The organism is Opitutus terrae PB90-1 (assembly GCF_000019965.1).
In the GTDB taxonomy this organism is placed as follows: domain Bacteria; phylum Verrucomicrobiota; class Verrucomicrobiia; order Opitutales; family Opitutaceae; genus Opitutus; species Opitutus terrae.
In genome coordinates, this window is the sequence record NC_010571.1 from 3762809 (window position 1) to 3786100 (window position 23292).

15 protein-coding genes are annotated in these 23292 nt (G+C 66.0%); 8 read left to right on the forward strand and 7 right to left on the reverse strand.

Annotated features, from left to right (window positions below; genetic code table 11):
- The first annotated feature begins 11 nt into the window (after positions 1-11).
- From OTER_RS14870 to OTER_RS14905, 8 genes are all read left to right on the forward strand, one after another.
- Positions 12-2120, forward strand: coding sequence for a methyl-accepting chemotaxis protein (locus tag OTER_RS14870; protein ID WP_012375752.1), 2109 nt, complete (start codon positions 12-14; stop codon positions 2118-2120).
- On the forward strand, positions 2117-2974 hold the full coding sequence (locus OTER_RS14875; protein WP_012375753.1) for a CheR family methyltransferase: 858 nt from the start codon (positions 2117-2119) through the stop codon (positions 2972-2974). The genes OTER_RS14870 and OTER_RS14875 overlap by 4 nt, the downstream gene beginning before the upstream one ends.
- A gap of 1 nt (position 2975) precedes the next feature.
- Positions 2976-4016 (forward strand): chemotaxis-specific protein-glutamate methyltransferase CheB, encoded by a 1041-nt coding sequence (gene cheB, locus OTER_RS14880; protein WP_012375754.1) that lies wholly within the window; start codon positions 2976-2978, stop codon positions 4014-4016.
- Positions 4013-4390 carry a response regulator gene (locus tag OTER_RS14885; protein ID WP_012375755.1) on the forward strand — a complete coding sequence of 126 codons (378 nt, stop codon included), beginning with the start codon at positions 4013-4015 and terminating at the stop codon, positions 4388-4390. Before cheB ends, OTER_RS14885 begins: the two co-directional genes overlap by 4 nt.
- Complete coding sequence (locus OTER_RS14890) at positions 4381-5001, forward strand: chemotaxis protein CheC (protein WP_012375756.1); 621 nt, start codon at positions 4381-4383, stop codon at positions 4999-5001. The genes OTER_RS14885 and OTER_RS14890 overlap by 10 nt, the downstream gene beginning before the upstream one ends.
- The gene (locus OTER_RS24260) at positions 4998-7088 is read left to right on the forward strand and encodes a hybrid sensor histidine kinase/response regulator (protein ID WP_012375757.1); all 2091 of its coding nucleotides are present in this window, start codon (positions 4998-5000) and stop codon (positions 7086-7088) included. The genes OTER_RS14890 and OTER_RS24260 overlap by 4 nt, the downstream gene beginning before the upstream one ends.
- Before the next feature lie 199 nt (positions 7089-7287).
- The gene (locus OTER_RS14900) at positions 7288-8928 is read left to right on the forward strand and encodes a CRTAC1 family protein (RefSeq protein ID WP_012375758.1); all 1641 of its coding nucleotides are present in this window, start codon (positions 7288-7290) and stop codon (positions 8926-8928) included.
- Positions 8925-9479 carry a Tll0287-like domain-containing protein gene (locus OTER_RS14905; RefSeq protein ID WP_012375759.1) on the forward strand — a complete coding sequence of 185 codons (555 nt, stop codon included), beginning with the start codon at positions 8925-8927 and terminating at the stop codon, positions 9477-9479. Before OTER_RS14900 ends, OTER_RS14905 begins: the two co-directional genes overlap by 4 nt.
- Positions 9480-9760: 281 nt before the next feature.
- Here the strand turns inward: OTER_RS14905 and OTER_RS14910 are convergent, their stop codons facing one another.
- From OTER_RS14910 to OTER_RS14940, 7 genes are all read right to left on the reverse strand, one after another.
- The gene (locus OTER_RS14910) at positions 9761-10774 is read right to left on the reverse strand and encodes a nitrilase-related carbon-nitrogen hydrolase (RefSeq protein WP_012375760.1); all 1014 of its coding nucleotides are present in this window, start codon (positions 10772-10774) and stop codon (positions 9761-9763) included.
- Between the two features lie 106 nt (positions 10775-10880).
- Positions 10881-14423 carry a CRTAC1 family protein gene (locus OTER_RS14915; protein ID WP_044891791.1) on the reverse strand — a complete coding sequence of 1181 codons (3543 nt, stop codon included), beginning with the start codon at positions 14421-14423 and terminating at the stop codon, positions 10881-10883.
- A gap of 171 nt (positions 14424-14594) precedes the next feature.
- Positions 14595-16307: a glycoside hydrolase family 140 protein gene (locus tag OTER_RS14920; RefSeq protein WP_012375762.1), complete on the reverse strand. Its 1713-nt coding sequence runs from the start codon at positions 16305-16307 to the stop codon at positions 14595-14597.
- The gene (locus tag OTER_RS14925; RefSeq protein WP_158305447.1) at positions 16304-17767 is read right to left on the reverse strand and encodes an ABC transporter substrate-binding protein; all 1464 of its coding nucleotides are present in this window, start codon (positions 17765-17767) and stop codon (positions 16304-16306) included. Before OTER_RS14925 ends, OTER_RS14920 begins: the two co-directional genes overlap by 4 nt.
- A 173-nt stretch (positions 17768-17940) precedes the next feature.
- Positions 17941-19458: an ABC transporter substrate-binding protein gene (locus OTER_RS14930; protein ID WP_012375764.1), complete on the reverse strand. Its 1518-nt coding sequence runs from the start codon at positions 19456-19458 to the stop codon at positions 17941-17943.
- 110 nt (positions 19459-19568) lie between these two features.
- Positions 19569-20762 carry a ligand-binding sensor domain-containing protein gene (locus OTER_RS14935; protein WP_012375765.1) on the reverse strand — a complete coding sequence of 398 codons (1194 nt, stop codon included), beginning with the start codon at positions 20760-20762 and terminating at the stop codon, positions 19569-19571.
- 43 nt (positions 20763-20805) lie between these two features.
- Positions 20806-23271 carry a multiheme c-type cytochrome gene (locus tag OTER_RS14940; RefSeq protein WP_012375766.1) on the reverse strand — a complete coding sequence of 822 codons (2466 nt, stop codon included), beginning with the start codon at positions 23269-23271 and terminating at the stop codon, positions 20806-20808.
- Between the last annotated feature and the right edge of the window lie 21 nt (positions 23272-23292).

A 23292-nucleotide genomic window follows, 5' to 3' on the forward strand; every position in this document is an offset into this window, starting at 1 on the left:
TTCCTTACCCCATGGCCAAATCAACGTCCACCAACCCCGCGGCGATTCGCTCGCGGAAACCCAAGGATCCCGCGCATGATGCCACCGAGTCGCGCGACACGATGGCGCGTCGGATGCACAGCGGCGCGGCGTCGCAGGTCGTGTCCGTCGACACGGCGGCGGCTCAAGCCGGAGAGATGGCGCGGTCGCTCAAGCAAACAGCGACCCAGGCGCTCTCGTTGACCCGCTCAACGGAAGATACCGCGGCGTCGCTGAACGAAATGGCGGCGTCCATTGAAGAGGTGACTGCGAACACCGGCGAGGTGGCAGCAGCCGCCGCGCAGACCAGCGTGGCGATGAAGCAAATCGCCACGGCGACGCAATCGGTGACGGCGACCTCCCAGGAGATGGCGACCTCTGCCGAAGAACTGACAACGGCCGTTGCCGAAGTGGCGGCCTCGGCAAAACGGGTGACGAGGGACTCGGAGGATCTCGCTTCGGGATTGAGCCAAACGGCAGCCTCGATGGAGCAGATGGGCCGCTCGGTCCAGGGCGTGGCGCGCAACGCGGATGACCTCACGGCCGCGGCCGAGGAAACGCTGTCCTCGATGAACGAGATGGCCGCGTCGATCGAAGAGGTCGCCGCCATGGCGGAAGGCATGGCGACTTCGGTCGAGGAAACGTCGACCTCGGTGGAGGAGTTGGCCCGCTCGATTCAATCGGTGGCCCAAAACGCGGAGCGGATCACGGAGGCGGCGAACAACGCCAACACGAGTGCCGTGCAGATGGATCGTTCCAGCCGCTCCGTGGCGGACTCGGTGAAACGGACTCAGGAGATCGCCGCGAGAACCTCGCGCGAGGCGGAGGAGGGCGGACAGATGATCCGGCGCTCCGTCGAAGGGATCGGACGAGTGGCGAGAGCGATGGACAACTCGACGGTCGTGATGCGCGAGTTGAACAACCAGACCTCAAAAATCGGCACCATCGTCGACACGATCAATGTGATCTCCGAACGGACCAATCTTCTGTCGCTGAACGCCTCGATCGAGGCGGCGCGAGCAGGGGATGCGGGCCGGGGGTTTGCGGTGGTTGCCGAGGAGATTCGCAATCTGGCCGAGCGCGCGGCCAAGGCGACGGCGGACATCGCCGACATCGTGCGCAATCTCGAGAACGTGACCCGTGAGGCCACGCAGGTGTCGACGGATGGCGCGCGACTGGCCGAGGAGTCGAACAGGCTCTCGGAAAGCGGACTATCGGGCCTGCAGCGGATTTTGGAAGGCGTGCGCGAGAACACCACGGTCGTGGCGGAAATCAGCCGCGCCGCGGACGAGCAACTGTTGTCCAGCCGGCACGTGATGGAGGCGATCGCCGTGACGGCCGCGCAGGCGCGGCAGGTGGCCGGCGCGACGGCCGAGCAGGCGAAAGGTGCCGGCTCCATCGTGCAAGCCGCGGCGCAAATGCGGAAGGTCACGAAAGAGGTTTCGCAGGCCATGGCCGAACACGGTCGCGCCGCGCGCGAGGTCGTGAAGGCCGCGCAGAGCACCAGCGGCATCGCCGTGCAGCTGCGGAAAGCGACTGGTGAGCAGGCGACCGGGACTGGTCAGGTCGTCGCGGCGATCGAGGCGATGCGCAAGAGCGGCGCGTCGACGTCGCGCGCGATGGCGGAGCAGGCGACTGCCTCGGATCAGATCGCGAAGGAGGCCGAGCGGCTCGGCAAGCTGGTCACGACGGTGAATCGAACCATGAGCGAGCAGGCCACGGCGACCGGTCAGGTCGCCATGGCGGGCGAAAGTTTGCGCACGCAGTCTGAACAGGCCGCGCGTGGACTGCAGGAGCAGTCGCGCGCGATGCGGGACCTCACGAAAGCGAGCGAGAACATCGCGGCGCAGATCAAGTCGATCACCGAGGCTAACCTGCAGCACTCCGCGGCAGCCGAATCAGTGATGACGAGCCTGATAGAAATCAGGAGCGTGGCGACGCAAACGGGATTGGACGCGAACACTTGGAACGCCCCGGAGGACGTTTCTGGCCCGCAACCCCGGCCCAGATCTGCCTCGCGACGCAAAGCCGGCGCGACATCGGAGAAAAACACTCCGGCTGAGCCGAACGGCGAGCCCGCAAACGGTTCCAAGGCGCAATGACTACCCCGCGCGCCCCTGGTGACGCCGCTGCGCTGCTCGTTTCGGAACCAGTTCCGAAGCTGTTGCGCGACCTGATCCACGAACGCACCGGCTTGTATTTCGAGCCGGAGCGCTTCGACACGATGCTGGAAAAGCTGCAGCCCCGCGCGTCGGCGCTCGGCTGCACGTCTTACCTCGATTACTATTACATCCTGAAATACGACGAAAACGGACCCGAGGAATGGCACCGGGTCCTGGATGCCTTTTCGGTCCAGGAGACGTATTTCTGGCGGGAGTTTGATCAGATTCGCTGGCTGGTCGATTACGTGGTGCCGCAGTGGTTCTCACGTCACACCGAGCCGCTGCGGATCTGGAGCGCGGCGTGCGCCACCGGCGAGGAACCCTACAGCATCGCGATGGCGCTGCAGAATGGCGGGTGGGGGCATCATCCGATCGAGATCATCGCCAGCGACGCGAGCGAGGCCGCGTTGGCCAAAGCCCGGGCCGGAATCTATCGCGAGCGCTCGTTTCGGTCGCTGCCGCCGGAGTTGAGAGCGAAATACTTCAGCCCCTCGCCACAAGGCGACGTGCTCAACCAGGAGGTGAGAAACAAGGTGGAGTTTCGGTGGGCGAATCTGATGAGCCCGTCCGACTATCCGGACCTCCGGGACCTGCAGGCGGTCTTCTGCCGGAACGTGTTCATCTATTTTTCAGCGGCCGCGATCACGCGGGTGGTCGCAGCCATGGCGGTGGGGCTGCAACCGCGCAGCCATTTGTTCGTCGGGGCGTCCGAATCGCTCTTGAAGCTGACCTCGGACTTCGAACTGCAAGAACACCAGGGCGTGTTCGTCTACGTGCGGAAAGCGGGGAGCTGAGATGACCACGACCGGCCCTATTCGCGTCTTGATCGTCGACGATTCCGCGTTCGCGCGGAAGGTCGTGCGTGAGATCCTGTCCGATGGCTCCGGCGTGGAGGTGGTCGGCTCCGCGCGGGACGGAGAGGAGGCGTTGGAACTCACGGCGAAACTGAGTCCCGACGTGATCATCTGTGACCTCCGGATGCCGAGGATGGATGGCGTGCATTTCGTGCGCACCCAGATGGGAGTGCGGCCGCTGCCGATCATGATCCTCTCGGCCGTGGCCCAGGACGCCGACGAGGTGGTGGAGGCGTTGAATGCGGGCGCCATCGACGTGGTGCAGAAGCCCACGGCGCTCGCGACGGACGATCTCAGGATGGTCCGCGAAGAACTTATCCAGAAGGTGCGCGGTGCGGTGACGGCACCGGTCGAGAATCTCGCGCGGGCACCGGCCGCAAGTCACGCGGTTGCCGCGCCGGAGCGCGTGGCAAAAGCGAAGATCGTCGTCGTGGGGATTTCCACGGGCGGACCGCAGGCGTTGCGCCGGATGGTGCCGCTGTTGCCCCACGGTTTTCCCGTGCCGGTTGCCATCGTGCTCCACATGCCGATCGGCTACACGGCGCTCTACGCCGAGAAGCTGAACGAAATCTGCATGCTGACCGTGAAGGAAGCGGCCGAAGGCGACGTGCTGGTGCCCGGCCGTGTGTTGATCGCGCCGGCTGGCCGGCACCTGGCGTTTCGACGGACCCCCACCGGCGAGGTGGTGGCGCAGCTCCGGGTGCAGCCGCTGGAAAAGCTGCACCGGCCTTCCGCCGACGTGCTGTTCCGCTCGGCGGCTGAGGTCTACGGCGGCGCGGTGGTGGCGGTCGTGATGACGGGCATGGGCGACGACGGCACGGAAGGCGCCGCCTGGGTGAAGGCCCAGGGCGGGACCGTCCTCACCGAGGCGGAGCAGAGCTGCGTCATTTATGGCATGCCGCGCGCCGTGGTGGAGGCCGGCTTAAGTGATCTTGTGGTTCCGCTGGACGACATGGCCCAGGCGATCACCTCCCAAATATGAAAGCCAAAGTACTCATTGTCGACGACTCCGCCCTCGCGCGGCGCACCCTCCGGCAGATGTTGGAGGAACTCGGACACACCGTGGAGGAGGCCAGCGACGGTGCGCAGGCCCTCGAGCGGTTCTACCTGAGTCCCCCCGATCTCGTGATTCTGGACATGGTGATGGCCGGAATGTACGGGCTCGATGTGCTCAGCAAAATGCGCGAGATGAAGCCGGACGCGAAGATCATCGTCGCGACGGCGGACATCCAGGTCTCGACCGCCGAGATGGCGCGGAAAGCCGGGGCGAAGGCGGTGCTGAACAAACCGATCAACCGGCCGTCATTCGCCCCCATCGTGAAAACGGTGCTGGAAGGAGGTGACACGTGGAACTGACCAGCGGCCAGGTCGACGCGCTCACCGAACTGATCAACATCGGTTACGGACGCGCGGCGGGATCCCTGTCGGAACTCACCGGCTACCGTATCGCCCTCGAGGTGCCGCAGGTCGCGATCCACGAGATCGAGGCGCTGGCGCCATTGCTCGAACGCGTGCTGCGGGCGGACTGCGCTGCCGTGAGCCAGGCCTTCGACGGGCCGATCTCGGGGCGCGCGCTGTTGATGCTGGATGAGCGGGCCGCCGCCGCGCTCAGCCGCTTGCTGATCGAGGACGGCGTGCCCGGCACGCGATTGGACGCGACGGCGCGCGAAGTGGTCACGGAGGTGGGCAACATTCTGCTCAACGCGTGCCTGGGCGTATTCGGCAATTTGTTGAACGTGCACGTGTCCTTTGCCGTGCCGCAGTTTCATCTGGAGAGCGTGACTGGCGTGCTGAAATCGGTGGCCACCGAAGCGGCCGAGCAGCTGCGTTACGCGCTCATGATTCACACCCGCTTCTCGATCCGCACCGGCGATGTGAACGGATATCTGGTCATCATCCTTGGCGTCGCCTCGCTCGACACGTTGTTGGTGGAGTTGTCGAAGTGGGAGCACCAGCAGGCCCAATGATCGAAGGGCAGAACAGCCCTGACGCGGCGAAAAACCTCCCGGCCGCCGGCGAGGCCACCGCCTCGACGTGGTTGGAGGAAATCGCCCCCTTCGGGATCTTCACCACGGATCTGGAGCTTCGCATTCGCCGCTGGAACCGCTGGCTCGCAGTGCGGAGCGGACTGCTGGAGCAGGCGGTGGTGGGCAAACCCCTGTTGGCGCTGTTCCCGGACTTGGAGGCGCGCGGACTGGGCGCACGGTTCCGGCGCGCGCTCGAAGGCGAGATCAGCGTGCTGTCGACGGCGCTGCATCGTTACCTGCTCCCGTTGCCCGGCACGGACGCGGACAAGGCTTCCGCGTTCATGCTGCAGACCGCACGGATCGCGCCGTTGATCGGACACGGGGCCGTGACCGGCACCGTCACCATCATCGAGGATGTGACGCAACGCGAAGTCCAGGCGCAGGGACTGCGCCGACAGCAGGAGTTCGACCGGCTGCTCTCCTCGGCGCTCGCGACCCTGCTGCAGTCGGCGGAGCCGGCCGAGGCGCTCAGCCAGATTCTGCCGACGATCACGCCGTCGCTGGGATTGGACGCCTACGCGAATTTTCGCCTGGATCCCCAGCAGGGCGTGCTGCACCTGACCGTTTCTGGCGGCATCGCGCCCACCCCCCGCGCGGCCATGGCCGCCGTGGAGATCGAGCCGGCGGATCGGATCGCGCCGGGACGGGTAAGTGCCGAGCTGAACGCCACCGTGGAGCGCCAACGTCGCCTGCTGCAACGCATCGGCTTGCGCGGACAATGGGTGTTTCCGCTCGCGATCGGCGAGCGGGTGGTGGGTTTGCTGGCGTTTGGCAGCTACGAGCGGGCGGTGCTCCCGGCTGGGGATGTGAAAACCCTCGAGCGCATCGCGGGCTACGTGGCCATCGCCATCGATCGCGCCCAGCGAGAGCGCGACATCGTGGCGGCTTCGCGCGCCAAGGACGAGTTCCTGGCGGCGTTGTCGCACGAATTGCGCACGCCGTTGAACCCCGTGCTGCTGCTCGCGAGCGAATCCGCGCTGAACGCGGATTATCCGGCAACGGCGCGCGAGGCGTTTCGGATGATTGAAAAAAACGCGCTGCTCGAGGCGCGGCTGATCGACGATCTGCTCGATCTGACCCGGATCGAACGCGGCAAGCTCGCCTTGGAGATGCAGCGAGTCGATCTGCACGCGCCGCTGCGCGACGCCGTCGCGACGGTGCACGCCGAGGCCAGCGATCGTGACATTACCATCGAGAAACATCTCCAGGCGGAGCGCAGCGCCGTCGCCGGAGATTCCGCGCGGCTGCAACAGGTATTTTGGAACGTCCTCAAGAATGCGATCAAGTTCACGTCTCCGGCCGGTCGCATCCGGGTCAGCAGCCGGACTGCGGCTGAGACCGACGAGGTCCAGATCGAAATCGCGGATACCGGCATCGGATTGGAAGCGCATGAACTCGGACGAATTTTCGAGGCGTTCACGCAGGGAGACCATGCGGAGCGCCGGGGTCACCGGTTTGGCGGGCTCGGGCTGGGGCTCGCTATCAGCCGGAACATCGTCGAACTCCACGGCGGAAAGATCCGGGCGGCGAGTCCCGGCCGGAACCGTGGCGCAACGTTCACGATCACCCTGCCACTGGCGAGTCGGGAGCCCATCGCGTGGACGCCCGCGATCGAGACGACGGGCGTGGGCCTGGCAGCGATCACCCGCGCGCATTCGGGCCGTCGGATCCTGCTCGTGGAGGACCACGAGCCGACGCGCACCCCCTTGGCCGGGCTGCTTGTGCGGCGCGGACATGATGTGGTCGCAGTCGCCAGCGCGGAAGAAGCGATGACGGCCGCGGGTGAGGGGAAGTTTGATCTGGTGCTTTCCGACATCGGCCTCCCCGGCCGGGACGGTTTTTGGCTGATGGAAACGTTGCGCCAGCGGTATGGGTTGGCGGGGATCGCGCTCACCGGCTACGGCATGGATGACGATCTGGCGCGGAGCGAGGCGGCGGGCTTCACCGCGCATCTCACCAAGCCGGTGCAGGTCGCGATTCTGGATCGTGCGTTGGCCACCTTCTTCCAAGAAACGCAGGACGCGTGAAGCCGTCCTGCCCGGCCGGAGCGCGATAAGTCGGGGCAGAGTTGCGTGAGGGACGCGGAATCCTCATTGCAGCGGATGCTTTGCGCCACGTACGGTTATTCCGCGCATGGTGCTACTCTCTCTTCCCTTCGTCTGGCCGCGCCCGGAATCTCGATGCTTTGGTGGTCGATTGCTCACGCGTCGTCGGCCAACGCGGAGCATGGCCGTGGCGGCATGTGCATTCCTCACGGCGCTTCACGCGGCACCGGCGCCAATTACCCCGCGCCCACCGACGCCGCCGATCATCGCGCAACCGAGCGATCTTTTCGAGGACGTCACGCAACGCGCCGGGATCGATTTCGTGCACCAGTTCGCGCACCAGCGGATCGCGAACATTCTTCTCTCGAATGGCGCGGGCGCGGTCGTGTTCGACTATGACAATGACGGGTTCGTGGACCTCTATCTGTTGAACTGGGGTCCCCTTCAGGGCGTCACGGTGCAGGCGGCGGGAGTGACGCGCGAGCCGAACCGGCTGTATCGCAACCGCGGGGATGGCACGTTCGAGGATGTAACCGGGCCGGCCGGACTTGCCGGCAGTGGCTACGCGAGCGCCGCCACCGCCGGCGACTACGACAACGACGGGCACACGGATCTCTACATCGCCAACATCGGCCGCAATCTGCTCTACCGCAATCGCGGTGACGGCACATTCGAGGACGTCACCGCCGGGGCCGGCGTCGGACATGAGGGTGCCGGAATCTCCGCGGTGTTTTTCGACGCGGACAACGACGGTCGGCTCGACCTGTATGTGGTGAACTATCTGACCTACATTCCGACGAACGAGTCCGAGCAAAACCCCGGCGCGTATCCCGGACCGCTCGCGTATGCCGGGCAGGCCAACGTGCTCTACCGCAATCGCGGTGACGGCACGTTCGAGGACGTGACGCACGCCGCCGGACTCTCTGCGCCCGGCCACCGCGGGATGTCGGTCAGCGCGTTCGACGCGGATCGCGACGGCGACGTCGATCTCTACGTCTCGAACGATGACACCCCGAACCAGCTCTTCCTGAATGATGGACGCGGACATTTCGCGGAGGTGGCGACGGAGGCGGGCGTCGCCTTCAATTCCATCGGCGAGGCGCCCGGCTCGATGAACGCGGCGGTCGCGGATGCTGACGGCGACGGCTCGCCCGATCTCTTCGTCACGCGGTTCGGCTACGGATCGCTCTACCTGAACACGCGCCCGGGAAGTTACGACGACCGGATTTGGGCGTCCGGTCTGGGCCGGATCACGCAACGCTACGTGGGCTGGGGGGGCGAGTTTCTCGACTACGACAACGACGGTGACGCCGACCTCGCCGTGGCCAACGGTTCGGCCTTCGTGCTCGATGGCACGGAGACGTTACTGCTGGAGAACCAGGGTGACGCGAAGTTTGTCGATGCCTCCGCCCGCGGCGGCGCGTTTTTTCGCACGCCGGTCAACGGTCGTGGCAACGCGGCCCTCGACTACGACAACGACGGTCGGATGGATTTTCTGCTCACCGCGCTGGCCGATCGACCGTTCCTGCTGCGCAATCGCGTCGCCAACGGAAACCACTGGCTGACGTTGCACCTCGAGGGGACGCGGAGCAATCGCAGCGGCTACGGCGCGCTGCTGACGCTCGTCGCCGGCGATTTGACGCTGCACTCCGAGGCGCGCTGTCCGACCGGGTTTCTCACGCAGAGTGACGCGCGGCCGCACTTCGGACTCGGTGCGCGCACGAAGATCGACCGCCTGGAAATTCGCTGGCCCAGCGGTCGGACGCAGGTGCTGACCGATCTCGCCGTGGATCAAATTCTCAAGATCAAGGAAACGCCGTGAAACCTCGCCCAATTTTCTCGCTGCTCGCCGCCACCGTGGTTCTAGCGCTTGCGGTCGGATTGCTCCGTGCCGACGAGAAGGCGCACAAGCTGACGACGGTCAGCACCCGCAAGATGGCTGACTCGCTGCACGCGATCATCGCGGCCGACCAGCGCGCCTACGCGGAGCTCGTCGCGAAGTCGCAAGGCGCCGCGGCCGAGAGGCTGCCGACCCATGCGCAGCAGCTGCGGCAAGCGGCGCAGGCGATTCAGAAAAAGGGCGCCGAGTTTTCCTACACGCTGCGTTCGCTCACGCCGATCAATCCGAACAATGGTCCGCAATCCGACGTGGAGCAGACCGGCTTGGATTTCGTCGCGCAGCATCCGGAGGAAAATTACTACCGGGAAGAGGAGCTGGGCGGCCGCAGCTATTTCACCGCGGTGTATGCCGAACGCGCCACGCTCGCGTCCTGCGTGGAATGTCACAACCAGCACGCTGGCAGTCCGCGCCGCGATTGGAAAGCCGGCGACGTCATGGGCGCCGTCGTCGTGCGCGTGCCGCTGGAATTTTGAGGCACCGGCGCGGTCCCGCTTAATCTCTTGGGCGAATCTGTAGCGTGTGCCGCTGAGTTCTGAGCCTCTCGAGCAAAGCCCGCGAATCACGCGAAATGGCGCGAATGCCGGGACAAGAACGCGAGGTGAAGCCGCCGTCCCGGCGGGCGAGGTTGCGGGCGAGGACGTCCGCGCTCCCACGCCGGCGTCGTTCGGGAACGTGACGACCGCGTTGGCGTTGGCTTGATGTAGCCGGCCTCGCTGAGGCCGGCTGCCGGGCTCAGCGAGCCCGGCTACAGCGCTTAGCGACCGGCGTAGGGCTTTTGGTCGATGACGCTCTGGATCGCGGCGTTATTTTCCTCGACGGTTCGATCGCCGTTCGCGTCGGTGGCCGCCGTGAAACTCGCCGCGGGATAGCCGGTCTTCGCCGACGGTGCGTAGGCTTCGCGGCGCAGATGGGCGAGCGGATTGTGACCGAGCCGACGGGCCCGCGCCGCGCGCAGCGCGTCGAGATCGATTTCCGCCACGACGATCTTCTCGCCGGGACCGGGATCGGCCTGCGCCAGAATGCGGCCGTCGTAGTCGACGACCATGCTGCCGCCGGGCCACGAGAACGGACCGTAGTGCTGCAGGCTCGCGCCCTGGTTCGCGGCGACGACGTAGGCGAGATTCTCCAGCGCGCGACAGCGGTTCACGACCGTCCACCAATCCATCGGCGGTGTGGCGCCCCACGGATCCATGTAGGCGGAGACGCGGATCAAAACCTCCGCGCCGTTGAGCGTGAGCGCGCGGATCGCCTCGGGGAAAATCCAGTCGTAGCAGATCGCGCAGCCGAGATTCCCGAGCTCCGTCTGGGCGACAGGGAAGAGTTCCTCGGCGTAGCCCGGCACGTCGTGCGGGCTCGCGTGAACCTCCCACGGAATCCAGGGATTCACCTTCCGGTATTTCGTGAGGATGCCTTCGGGGCCGATCAAACACGAGGTGTTGAACAGCACACCGGGGTGGGCGGGGTCGGATTCGATGAAGGTCCCGGTCTGAATGTAGATCCCGAGTTCGCGCGCCTTGGCGTGGTAGCGCGCGGTGTGTTCGTTCGGCACTGGAACCGCGAGCTTGTCGCGGAGTTCGCGCACCGTGGCGTAGATCGGCGCGGCGTGCGCGAACTCGGGAAACACGACGAGCCTGACCGGGAAGAACGGCCGGTAGCCGACGACTGCGCCGTCGATCATCGCCAGCATTCGGTCGACACGGGCCGAAATCTCGCGGCGATCGGTGGGGCAGGCGAAGTCGGTTTGGCAGGCGGCAACGGCGTAGCGCATGGGGGAAAAGAGCTGAGAGTCTAGAGCTGAGAGCTGAGAGTCCAGAATTCAGAGCGACACACCACCGCAGCATCGCTGATGCGATCCCAGTTTCGGGGTGGTCCGTTCATGGAACCACCCGCGTTTGGTAGGCTTCACGAATCCGGCGCTGCGCGTCGGTTTCGGGTGACCGCTCGCTGGCGGGATACGGATAGCGGCTCATTCCGCGGAACGGCATCGGCTCGAGCGTCTGCGGCGTGCCGGTGTAGAGGTCCATGTCCTTACAGTACGCGTGGGACACGAGCACGAAACTCCGCGTCATGCCCGTTGGCAGCGGCGGCAGCTGCGTGGCGTCGAACTTCGCGGCAATCTCATCGCCGGAGTTCATCAACGCGAACTGATCGTCGAACTCCGTGAGCAGCTCACGCACGTCGCCGTAGCGAGTATAAGAGCCGCGCAGTTGATGGAAGGGCGCCGTCGGCTCGATTTGCTGATAGTCGTAGATCAACGGCAGCCGGCCATCCGGCGAGACCTCCCGCGGAAATCCGACGTAGCGCAGTTCCGCGGCGGCGACGGGCAGCGCGTGCACGTGCACGCGTTCACGGGGCACGGGAATTCCCAGAAAAATCTGGTCGTAGAACATCTCGAGGTTGGACGTCACCCGGAGCTGGCAGCCGGGGCCCGAAGTGATTAAGCCGGTCAGGTCCACTGTCATCGTGCGCGACATGCCGCCGAGCGCGCCGGCATCCGGCACGATCGTCCGCCACGAGCCGTCGGGTTGTCGCTGCTCCACGCGAATCGGTTCCCACGCCACGCTGGCCTGGCCAGCCGCGTAGGTGGTCTGCGAGTAGGGGTACTCGAGATAGCCCGTGATGAAGAGCCAAACGCGTTCGCCCGGCAAAACGGCGGCGAGGCGATCGCCGAAATCGAGTTCGAGGGTGTGGCGTTCGCAAAAACCGAAGAACCGGCGGTCGAGCACCGGCTCGAAGGCATAGCGACGATCGGCGCGGCGCAGGTGGTCCGTGCAATCGGCGCCGTCCGGGCCGACGGCGCGGTCCGGAAAGATCGGCCGCTCGATCGCGAGCAATTCGCGGGTGGGCGCGGGCCCGGTCACCGTCAGTCGCTCATCGGGGAAAACCGCCCAGCCGGCCGGATGATCGATGGCGAGGAGTTCGAGCCGGTCGACGTAGGCGCTTTCCTCCATCGGCTCCGTGATCCGCAGCTCGAAGAAACCGTTGCGCGCGCGCAGCTGTTCCGGCGCAATTTTCACGTGGTCGATCGGCTGCGGGAAAGAATACTCTCCGGGCGCGGCGAGATAGCCCATGCCGCCGACGCCCGCGAAATCGGTGATGAACTCGAAACGTTCTCCATTCCAGGTGAAGAGCACCGGACAGCTCGAGATCTTGCGCTGCGTCTCCGCGACAACGTGAGTGCGGCCGGCGACGAGCGGTTGCTCGACTTGCGCGACGCCGTCGGACCAGAGCAGCTTCACGTAGTCGGCGCGCGGCGCGCCCGAAAGTCCGAAGGTCAGCGGCAGCGGCGACTGGCAGAAACCGCCCGCCTGACCGGTGAGGAGCAGCGATTGCTCGTGCCGCCCGGCGCGGACGGTCACCGTCGCACCGTAGCCGCTGGCCGGGCTCCGGGTGCGTTTGTCGCGGCTACGAACGCCGGTGGGCGCGACGGCCAGCGCGCTGGATGCGGGCGACAGCACCCCCGGCACGAGCAACACGCGCGAAGCTGCGCCGCGCTCAAGCAGCAGAAGATCCGGCACAAGGTCGCCGGTCAGATCCGCCAGCTCGACCCCCGCGATCTCCGCGCCTGTCGCTGCGGTCCACACGCGCGGCTGCAGCGCGAACCGGCCGGCGCCATCGTTCAACAACAGGTGCCCCTCGCGACCGAAGGCGGCGATATCAAGATCGCCATCGAGATCGACATCGGCGACGCGGAAACCGCGGAGCGCTTCCAGCTTCGCATCGAACAGCTCGCTCGGCTGAAAATGCGCGTGTCCGTCGCCGGTGAAGAGCTGCAGCCGGGCGGGCTCGCCGCCGAGCACGAGCAGGTCGAGCAATCCGTCGCCGTTGAAATCCTGCACCACGCCGCCGAGATCGCCACGAATAGCGAGACCGCCGAGATCGGCGGCGCGAAACTTACCGGTGAGCTCGTTGAGCAAGAGCCTCGGCGGCGCGCTCGCGCGGAGCAGAACGAGGTCCGTGTCGCGGTCGCCATCGAGGTCGCCTGGCAAGACGAGCAATGAATCGCCTTCAGGTTCAGCGACGCCGGCGGTGGCGGCGATCTCGGTGAACGTGCCGTCGCTGTTGTTGTTGAAGAGCTGATTCGGTGCGCCTTGGTTGCACACGAATAAGTCGAGATCGCCGTCGTGATCGGCATCGAGCCAGAGCGCGCTGCGAGTCGTGCCGCCGCGAGCGGGTGGGGCGAGCGCGTCGGCGACGCGGACGAATGCGCCGTCGGCCGAGCCACGGAAGAGCGCATTGCCGCCGCTGGCGACGACGAACAGATCCGGCACCTCATCGTTGTCGTAGTCGCCGACGGCACAGGTGAGGGGCGCGTCGACACCCGTCAGCTCGGGAGGTGTTAGTGACTCTAGAATCTCTCCTTCAGGAGGAAGCTTGAGCCGCAATGCGCGGGAATCAGGCCAGCCGGCGAGGAAGACGTAAGCCTGCCGGTGGCTGTCCGAAATCTTCGAAGCGGCCGCGCCACGTTCAGTGGATTGTTGGGGACGCGACGCCCCCGTCGCGTTCGGCGGCGACGAGGGTGTCGCCGCCCCATCGTCTCGCGCCGGCGGAGTACCCTTCATCTCTGCCGCCTCTGGCTGGCGAAGGAGGATCGCGGCGCCGCCGAAAATCGCGGAGGGATCGCCCGACGTCGCTCCAGACTCCGATGCTGGGCTGGCGTGCGCCAGAATCTCCTGTGCGTGTCCGGCGCGGTAAAGCGCACGAGCGCGCGGCGCCGGTGGCGTGTCACCGACCGGAACGACCAACGCGAGTTCGCCCATCTGGTTGTATTGCGGGAGCTCGATGGTTTCGGCGAGCGGGTGCTCGCGGAGGCGCTTGAATTTTTCGAGGTAAGGCGCGGCGCGCTCAGTCTGTCCCGCCGCCTGCAGCGTCTGCCAAACCCGGTAATAGGCGCTCGCGAGGTATGGCCGCAGCTCGATCGCGCGCAGCAGCTCTTTCTCGGCGTCCTGTCCGACGCGCTGCTTGCACAGGCCGAGGATGTACCACGCGACCCCATCCTGGGGGCGCTGCTGCAACACCTGTTCGAAATACGGCAGCGCCTCGGCGGCCTGCCCTTGGTGCTGCAGGATGATGCCCTTGAAATACAACGCGCGGAGATGCGCCGGCTCTTTTTGCAGCACGGACTCGAGCAGCCGTGTCGCTTGTTCAGTGTCCGCGCTTTCCTTGCGTCCGCGATTGAACCGCGCGATCGCGAGGTTTACCTTCACGTCGGCAAGATCGGGCACAGTGGCGAGTGCGTCTGCAAACGCCTGCGTCGCGCCATCGTAATCGTATTGGCCCATCAGCGCCACGCCGCGGTTGACGGCCTCGACGACGGCGGGGGGAGGCTGGGATGCGGCGGAGCGTGGGCGGCAGCCGGACGTGAACGCGACGATGACGGCAGCAGCGATCAACACGAAGAAAACGCGACGATTCATGAGGGAACCCATCGGTGTGACACAGAGATCACAGAGACAACGCAGGAGAACACGCACCGGTCGATGACTGTTGATGCGATTTGCCGCCCATCGGGCTCGTTGCGGACGAGGGCCCCGACACATCGGGGCGGGCTGTCCGCGCTCCCACGCAAGCGTGTTTCGCGAGCCGACTCATGGCTCGAACTCGTTTCCGAAGTCGCGAAACGAGCAGTTGCACGGCGTGCGGAACAGCAGCACCCAATCCTCGGCGGTGGGCGTGCGATAACCGCCGGCGCGGAGCATACGCGCGTTGCGCATGCCGCCATCGCGCGGGCTGAACCAGAGCGGCTTGAGCTGATCCTTCAGGAGATCGCTCTTGATCGTGACGATCCCGCCGTCGCGCACGTAGATCGCGGCGAGGTCGCCGTTCGGATTGCGCGCGGCAAACACACGCGGCGCAGCGTGGGCTGGCGCCTTCGGATGCGGCACCACGCCTGAAACCAACTCGACCGCCGGCTCCAACTCCCACCAACGGATGCCGGTGAAAAAGTCGTAGAGGTGCCCGTAGCGCTCGAGCATCGTCATCGAATCATCGCCGCGGCCGTTGAGCCAGCCGCCGCCGTGCTCGCTGTTGGCGCGTTCGCCGGTGGTCTGATAGCCGCCGGCGAGGCAGATTTCCCACGCGAGTCGGGCGCGGGTTTCAGCGGAGCGGGCAGGCGCGGTGCGGCTCTCGCCCCAGCCCTGCGGATAGTGATCCTCGTAGCCGTATTCCTCGTTGATCTGCGGGATCACGCGGCCGGTCTGCTCCTGTTCGCGGCGGTTTTTGAGCATGAAGTCATAGCCGCCGTGTTCGTCCCAGGACTGATGCAGCGCAAAATCGGCCCACGGCGATTTCCTGAAACGGAAATCATCGTGGCCGTGGGTCGATGTCAGGTGATCGTAAGGGTCCGCCTGTTTCACGAATGCGCCCATCCTCTCCGCCCACGCGTCGTCCCGGAACAGCCGATACTCGTTGGCCAGGTCCCACATCACATTGGCGTAGGCGCCGAAGCGGGCGATGGCGTAGCGATAGTAGCGCTGCTCGTCCACGCCGCCCATGCCGGACTTGCCGAACGGATCGACGCCGGGGCGGCTGCCATCGACGTAGAACACGACGGAAACCGCCATGTCCCGGGCGCGCGTTTCGGCGAGGAGCTTTTCCCATTTCTGCCAGTAGCCGACGTTGAACCTGCTCACGTCGAAGCCGGGCTGCTCGAGGCTCGCGGAGTTCGCGGCGACCCACGGTTCGAGCCGAAAAGTGAACTTGTCCGAAGGCTCCACGGGCTCGAACCACGTACGGCCATCCGCGACCCGGCCGGCCAGCGCCGCGCGGATACGCGTGATCTTGTGGAGATCGAGCCGCTCGATCGCGTCGCGGATCGTGGCGTCGTCCCAACCGGCGAGGAAGTAGGCGGTGGTGCCGTTCCAGAAAAAGCGCTCCTGGGTGCCTTCCCACTGGAAGTGACTCGGGTATTCGGGATCGAGCCGGACGAGGCCGCGGTTGCGCTGGTCGACGGCTTGGAATTGACCGCGGTGCTGCTGCGCGAAGCCGCCCTCGCGGTAGGTCACGGTGTAGTCGTACGCGCCCGGCTTCGCCGGCATGAAACGGATCCGGAAAACGCGGCCGTCGGCCGAATCGCAGAATCCGTCAACGGCGATTGGAGTCTCGCCGGACAGGCCGAAGGTGCCTGCGACGGTGACGTCGGTGAACGGGTTGCCGCCGGTGGGCTGAGCAACGTGCAACGTCACCTCGACGAAGTCATAGCAGCCGACGCGGTCGGCCGACGCGGCGAATTCGACGCGCGGCGTGGCGGCGAAGGCGCTGAGGGCGAACGCGAGCGAGAAGGTGAACAGGGCGGGTTTCATTTCGTGATGCAACTGTGGTTTGGCGACACACCGACTGAAGGAGGTGTGATGGAGCGGCGCCGCCCTCGTCGCCGGTGAACGCGACGGGGGCGTCGCGTTCCCATTAGTCCGCTGATAGTGGCGACGTCGGTGACCGTGTCGCTCGTCGGTGGCGGGTTGAGCGCCGCCACCACGCCGGCGCGGATCGTGCCGAGCCGAAGATCGGCGCGGCGATTTTGGCCGGTGCCATCGAACGAAATTGGGCCGGCGATGCCGATCCACGGGCTGAACTGGACAAGGGCTTCGCGGATCCGCGCGCGGTTGGGGCCGGCGCGACGGATCGAGGCGATGAGCAGCCGGGTGGAATCGTAGGCGAGCGCCGCCGCGTAGTCGGGCTCGTGATGGCGCGCCGCGAGGAAGCGGGTGGTGAAACGGGCCGTTGCTTCGTCCCGCGCGTCGAGCGCGAAGAGGAGCGGGAACCGCACGCCTTCGGCCGCCGGGCCGGCGAGTTCGACAAAACGGGTGCGCCCCATCGCGGGGCCGCCGACCACGGGAATGTTGCCCAGTTGCTCGCGCACCGTGCGGACCAGCCGCGCGGAGTCCGGCGCGTTGGCGATCACGATCACCGTGGCGGGATGCGACGAACGGACACTGCGCAACGGCTCGGTCGCGTCTGGCACGTCGGGAGGCAGATCGAATCGAAACTCCGGCAGTCGGCCGCGACGGGACAGTTCACGCATGACCTCGCGGGCGGCCGCGCGAGATTCGTGGTCGGTCGTCGCGAGCAGGACGAGAGGGGACTTGCGATTGCCGGATGCCGAATGCCGATTGCCGGCGGGCGTTGGGGTATTCCCTACCGAGTTCGGTCGTGGTCGGCTGGTGATCGCCGGGGCATCGGTGGTTGATCGATCCGCGTCGGAGGCCGCGGCGAGAACATCGTCGACGAGCACGCGGGCGACGGCCGTGTCGTCGGGCGCGCAGGAAAACATCCAGGCGACACCCGCGAGCGTCGCGGTCTTGTCGGTCGCGATAGGACTGATGAGCGGTAGCTGGGCCTTTGCGACGATCTGTTCGGCCAGGTGCGTGGACGCAGAATCGACTGAGCCGATCAGTGCCAGCGGTTGCTCGTCGTAGACCATGCGCGCAAGCAGCGAGACTCCCGCGCGCCACGGATCCGGCGCCCAACACGGCACGAGCCGGATGGGCAGCGCCGCAAACGCCGAAGGTTCGGCCGGCGTTGGATGGTGGTTGGCGTCTTCGACCGCGAAATTGGCGGCCCACCAGAAGTCGCCGTGCAGCGGATCGGCGGTGTCGCTTGGTCCGAACCAGCCGAGGCGAATTTCCCGGAGGTCGGTGAAATCCTCGGCGACGCCATGGTAGCCGAGCGTGGTGTCGCGCAAGCGGAAGTAGGGATCGGGCGCGGGGGTGGGCGGCTGAGCGGACTGAGCGGCGGACAAGCTGCTCGCGCATGCGACGAGCACGAACAAGAGCGAACACCAGCATGCGGTCAGCAGGCGCCTCGAGAAAAACGAATCGCGCGATTGGAGGATCAAGGGTAGGGCGCACTCTCCGAGCGCGCCGCGAGGGATCGTCGGTGAGCACGGCGGGCTCGGAGAGCTCGCCCTACCTTCAGCACAGCTGTCGCAAACGCCGTTCACTGCGCCCTCGCGACCTCGCGCTCGGCGCGGGGTTTTTCGATCACCGTGCCGCGCGGAATGCCGAGATCGTCGCGCGAATGGTAGACCCATTTGCCGCCCTCCCGGATCGCAAGGAAAACTTCACCGGCGTCGTCCATCGCGGAGCTGAGCGGGATCTCGCCGGTGATGCCGTGGAACGGTTCCGTGCGGTAAGCGATCAGATCGCGGATCTTCGCGCGGTTCAGACCGGCATTCTGGATGGCCCAGATCAGCATGTTGGTGCCGTCGTAGGCATGAGCGGCGTAGGTGTCGGCCTCCGCGTCCCACCGTTTTCGGAACGCTTCGCGGAAGGCCTCGAGCTTCGGATCCTGGCGCTCGGGATTCCACGGGTACGCGCAGACGACGCCCTCGGCGTTGGCGCCGGCGATCTCGAGGAATTCATCGGTGACCGCACGGTCGCAGGTGAGGAACGGCTGCTTCCAACCGCGGGCGCGGATCGCGTTGAGCACGCGCGCGGCGTCGTCGCCGTTGCCCCAATGAAAGATCACGTCCGGCTTGTACTCGGCGATGCGGTCGAGCTGCAGCGTGAAATCGGTGGCGCCGCCCCTGTAGGCCATTTCGATCACGCTCGGTCGACCCATGCGGCGGCAGCTGTCGCGAATCTCGCGCACGCCGAAACGCCCGTAGCGGTTGCTCGAGCGGATGATGCAGGGACGCTGGTAGTCCATCTTGCGGAGGGCGTAGTCGACGAGGAGGTAGTTGAGCTGACGGTCGTCACCAATGCAGCGCATCACCCACGGAATGTTGGTCTCGATGTAGGTGGGATCGAGGTCGCCGGGAGTCATCCAGGGGATTTCGATCTTGAGCGCGACCCGGATGGCGATGTGAGTATTGGCGCCGTCGATGCCGCCGATGATGGCCCAGACGCCGTCCTTGTAGGCCATGTCGACAACCTCGCTGCCGGACGCGCCCCAGAGCGCGTTGTCGTTGTGCACGGCGAGCTCGAACGGCACGCGGCGCTTGAGATAGCCGCCCTGCGCGTTGGCCTCCTCGATGGCGAGCGTGGCGGCGCGCATCATCGCGACGCCGAGTTTTTCCTCATTGTGACTCTTGCCGCCCGTGGCGACGGAGACGGTCGGCTTGATGGGGCCGAGAAAGCCGATCTTCACCGAGTCCACGTGCTCGGGTTCGGGAAGGCCGCGGCCCGCGCCGGCGTATTCCATCTGGAGCAGAAAGTGCTCCTTGTAAGGCTTCACGCCACCGTAGGGCTCCACGTCGGCGGAGGACTTCGCGTAATTTTCGTTCTGCTTCAGCGGCAGCGTGGGCTGCCGGTAGTAACCGGTGTCGAGCTGCGGCAGGATGGCGGCAGCGGCGGGATCGGGGGTGGCAACGGCGGCAGGCGTGGACGCATCGGCGGCGGAGGCGCAGACCGGTGCAAGGACCAGTGCGATCAAACTGAGACTCGCGGCGATGGTGTGGAGGCTGCGGAAAAAAGCAGCCTGGATGGCACGGGCATCCTGACCGTGTGGACGCATGGAGTTTTCTGGGAGGATTGCGGCGCGGAGCGCCGTCCGCGGGCGGGGCGCCCATGCCCCGGTGCGTGTTACGGATTCGGTAGCGTGATTCGTGTTCATCGCTTCGCCTTTCACTTGGAAGTCTCCCCGTTGTTCGTGCCTGCCGCGCGCAGACGCGGGTAGTAGCCGTCGCCGATGCCGTGGCCCAGGCCCTTGGAGGTCCCGGCCCAGACGTCCTGGCCGTCGAAATCGACGCAGATCTGAAAATTGTGGGGCACGTTGTAGCCGGTATCCACCACCTTGATCACCTGTTTGTCCCGCGTGATCACGGCTTTCCCGGTGTGGTGATCGCCGTCCGACGTGTAGGCGACCCAGGTGTTGGTGGCGTCATCCATGCAGGCGCCGAGGCCCTTGTCGGTGGAGAACCACGCTTCGTGGCCGCTGCGCGCCTTGAGGTTGTTGTTGAAATTGCTCGGCAGACCGGAGTCGTGATCGAAGAAACCGTGCCAATGGCGGCCGTCGTAGCGGGTGACGCCGAAGTAGGACGAGATCCAGAGCACCTTGTCGCGGTAGGAGGCGCCGGTGGTGATGACGTGGATGTTGCCGTCGTCACGGTAGAGATCGATTTCCATTTCGCCGTCGGGATCGAGATAGATTTTCCAATTCTCGGTTTTGACGTCGAATTCGAGGACGCCGCTGCCCCAGACCGCGAGGTGCACTTTGCCGTCGTTGGCGGAAACACTGTAATTCCAGATTTCCTCCATGGGCGCGTTCTTTTCGGTGAAGATGTCCCACTTGTCGGTCTTCGTGTTGTAGCGGCTGGCGCCGGCGGTGGTGGCGCACCAGACGTGGTCGCCTTCGATGGCCACGGCGTAGACGACGTCGTTGACCAGTCCGCTGTTCATCTGGCTGAAGTGATCGAAGCGGCCGGCGCTGAAGCGGGCGAGGCCGCCACCGAAGAGCCCGAGCCAGAGGTCACCCGTGCGCGGATCGATGTCGATCGCGGTGACGACGCGCCAGGGCAGGCCGTCCTTCTCCTGCCAGCTTTTGAACGTTCTCGTCTGCTTGTCGTAGCGGGCGAGCCCGTCCTCGGTGCCGACCCACACGCAGTTGCGCGCGGGGTCGGCCTTGACGGCGAAGATGTGATCGTTGGGCAGACCGTCCTTGGTGGTGAACTGCTCCCACTGGGTGTAGACGTACGGCAGGCCGGGGTCGGCGGCGGGGCTTTTTGCGTCGGCCGCGGAGGAGGCGGCGGCCGCAAGATTGCATAACGCGAGAGTGGTGCACGCGTGCAACCAGGAGTGGGCTTTGCGGATGGGGTACATGGAGGCGCTGGGGATGGAGAGGAGCGGGCGTCGTACGAACCGGTCAGAGCGTTTTGAGATACTCGACCAGATCGTTCAGCTGGTCCTTGGTCATGTCGTTGGTTACGCCGTGGCGATCGTCGGGATTGTAGACGGTCCAGATCTCCTCGAGCGTGCGCGCGATGCCGTTGTGCAGGTAGGGCGCGGAATCGTAGATGTTCATCAGATGCGGCGGATCGAACTTGCCGTCGCGATCGAGCGCGAACTTGGTGCCGACATCGTGGAGCCGGCCGTCGGTGTAGAGCGGCGCCGGATGGCAGGTGGCGCAGCGGCCCTCGGGCGGAATGAGCGAGCCATCGTTGCGGCGGGTGCGTTCGAAGATCGCCTGCCCGCGGCGCTGCGCCTCGGTGAGATCCTGGCCGAGGGCGCGATAGCGGTTTGGCGGACGCGGGATCGAGCAAAGGTAATCGTGGAGATCCTCGAGTTGCGCGGGCGTGAACGGCTGGATCCGCGTGATGAAGACCGCGAGCCGCGCGCCGCATTGCCGCTTGAGGCTGGGATTGACGCCGGACCATTTGAACGGCGCGGTGTCCGCGATGCCGCGGAGCGTGCGGTTGTCGACCGGGTTCATGCCGACACCGGAGTCCTCGATGCTGTAGGCGAGATTGTCGATGTGGCCGTCGGGGTGGCAGGTGCTGCACGAGAACTGGCGCCGGAACGCGATATCCGCGCTGTGGAAGAGTCGTTCGCCGCGGCGGTGCATGGTCACCTCGCTCGGGCCGCCGAGATCGACGCGAGCCGCGACGGCAAGCTGGCGCAGATCGATGACGGTGACTGAGTCGTCGAGCTTGCTGGCGACGAACGCCGTGGCGCCGTCGGCCGAACAGGTGATGCCGCGCGGCGTCGTGTGGACCGGGATGTAGGCTACGACAAATTCCGCCGGCTTGCCGGTGTGGTTGGGAATGACGCGGGTGCGCTCCTCGGGCGGCGCGGACTTCAGCAGCGCGGTGAGTTTCTGGAGATCGACGACCGCAACCCGGTCGGAACTGGAACTCGTCACGACCGCGAGCCGGCCGTCGGGCGTGATCGCGATGTCGGTCGGGTCGGGGAAGCAAATATCGTTCTGGTCGAGGAGCACCTGATCGACCGTGCCGTCGGCCCAGAGGAGGCCGAGACCGTTGGTGATCGTCCACCCGTGGTTGATGCGCGTCATCGGCACGAGGTTCTTGGTGCGCAGCTCGGTGAACACGGCGTATTCGCCGCTTGGGTGCCAGGCAATGCCCTCGAGCAGATTCGCGCCGGGGACGGTGATGCGGTCCTTGACGACGGCGCGGGCGGTGTCGATGACGGTGAGCTCGGAAAGCGACGGGTTGCGGTCGCCCGTGTAGCGCGAGAGCACGTTGGTGACGACGATCGTCTGGCCGTCGGGCGAGAGCGCGAGGTCCCACGGCGAGCGCGAGGCGCTGAGCCGCTTGACCTCCTGGAGCGAGGCCAGATCGATCACCGAGACGTTGTCGATCGAGGTGTTGAGGACGTAGAGGTGTTTGCCCTCGCGATCGACGAGAACGCCGTGCGGCTCGTCGCCGACCTCGATCGTCGCGGTGACCTGGTGCGTGGCGACGTCGACGACCGAGACAGTATCGTCGAGCCGGTTCGAGACGAACGCGCGTCGGCCGTCGGGGGTGAACGCGATCTCCGTCGGCTGGCCGCCGACCTGGAACTCGAGGGCCTTGGTGCGCGTGGCGGTGTCGACCACCGCGATCGTGCCCGCCTGCTCGCACGCCACCCAGAGTTCACGATTGTCGGGCGAGAGCGCCAGATTGAGCGGGTTTTTGTAAGTCGGTTCGACGTGCAGGGGCGGAGCCGGCCGGGCGGGTGGCGTTGCGGGCGCCGCGGTCGGTTGGGCGCTCGTCGGCGGCGACGCGCTGGCGGCAGCGAGCACGGCCTGCTTGCCCTTCGGAATCGGATGGGCGATGGCCTGCCAGGCTTCATCGAGATTGAACGGCTTGCGGCCTTTCAGGACCATGTCGTGCGAACCCTTCGGGCGATGGCAACGCAGGCAGTCGTCCTTGGTGAGCATGAGCAACCCGCGCTTCATCGCCTGCTCGCGGTCCTTCATGATTTCCTTCGTGGCGTATTCGCTGCCGGGACCGTGACACATCTCGCACTGCATGCCGTCCTCGAGTCGGAAGCCGTCGTCGCGGCGCCAGTCCTCTTCGTCCGACGCGGTGGCGTGACAGCCGAGGCACATGCGCGATTTCAACGGGGCTTCGGTGATGCCGCTCAGCCGCGTGATCTCCTGCGATTCGGGCATCGACAGATTCTCATACGCCCGAGCGTGCGCGGTGGTGCGCCACTTCCGGTATTGCGCGCCGGTGGCGGCGTTGTCATGACACTCGGCGCACGCTTCGGCGCCGATGTAAACGGGGTCCTTGATCGGCGCGTTCGCGTAGCTGTCGGCCGCGCGGGTGGTGAGCGGCACGACGGCGAACGTCGCCAGTGCAGCCAATAGGTTCAGCGTGAGTCTCATGCTGGAGAGGGATGCGGTGCG